The organism is Neisseria sp. HMSC070F02, assembly GCF_001814225.1.
Classification (GTDB): domain Bacteria; phylum Pseudomonadota; class Gammaproteobacteria; order Burkholderiales; family Neisseriaceae; genus Neisseria; species Neisseria meningitidis.
On record NZ_KV815439.1, the window covers coordinates 1 to 220 of the forward strand.

Here is a 220-nt window from a genome sequence, read left to right on the forward strand (position 1 = left end):
GGTATTTTTATTAACGCCTACTAACTCTGCTGCCTTTCTTGCAGTTACGCCTGCGACAAACAGTTCAATGAGTTTATAGTGGATTAAATTTAAATCAGGACAAGGCGACGAAGCCGCAGGCAGTACAAATAGCACGGAACCGATTCACTTGGTGCTTGAGCACCAAGTGAATCGGTTCCGTGCTATTTGAGACCTTTGCAAAATTCCTTTCCCTCCCGAC

Annotated in this window: 1 pseudogene; it reads right to left on the reverse strand. The window is 45.0% G+C overall.

Annotated features, from left to right (window positions below):
- Positions 1 to 84, reverse strand: a pseudogene (locus HMPREF2959_RS12120) (IS1595 family transposase); the annotation flags it as partial.
- Positions 85 to 220: the final 136 nt, after the last annotated feature.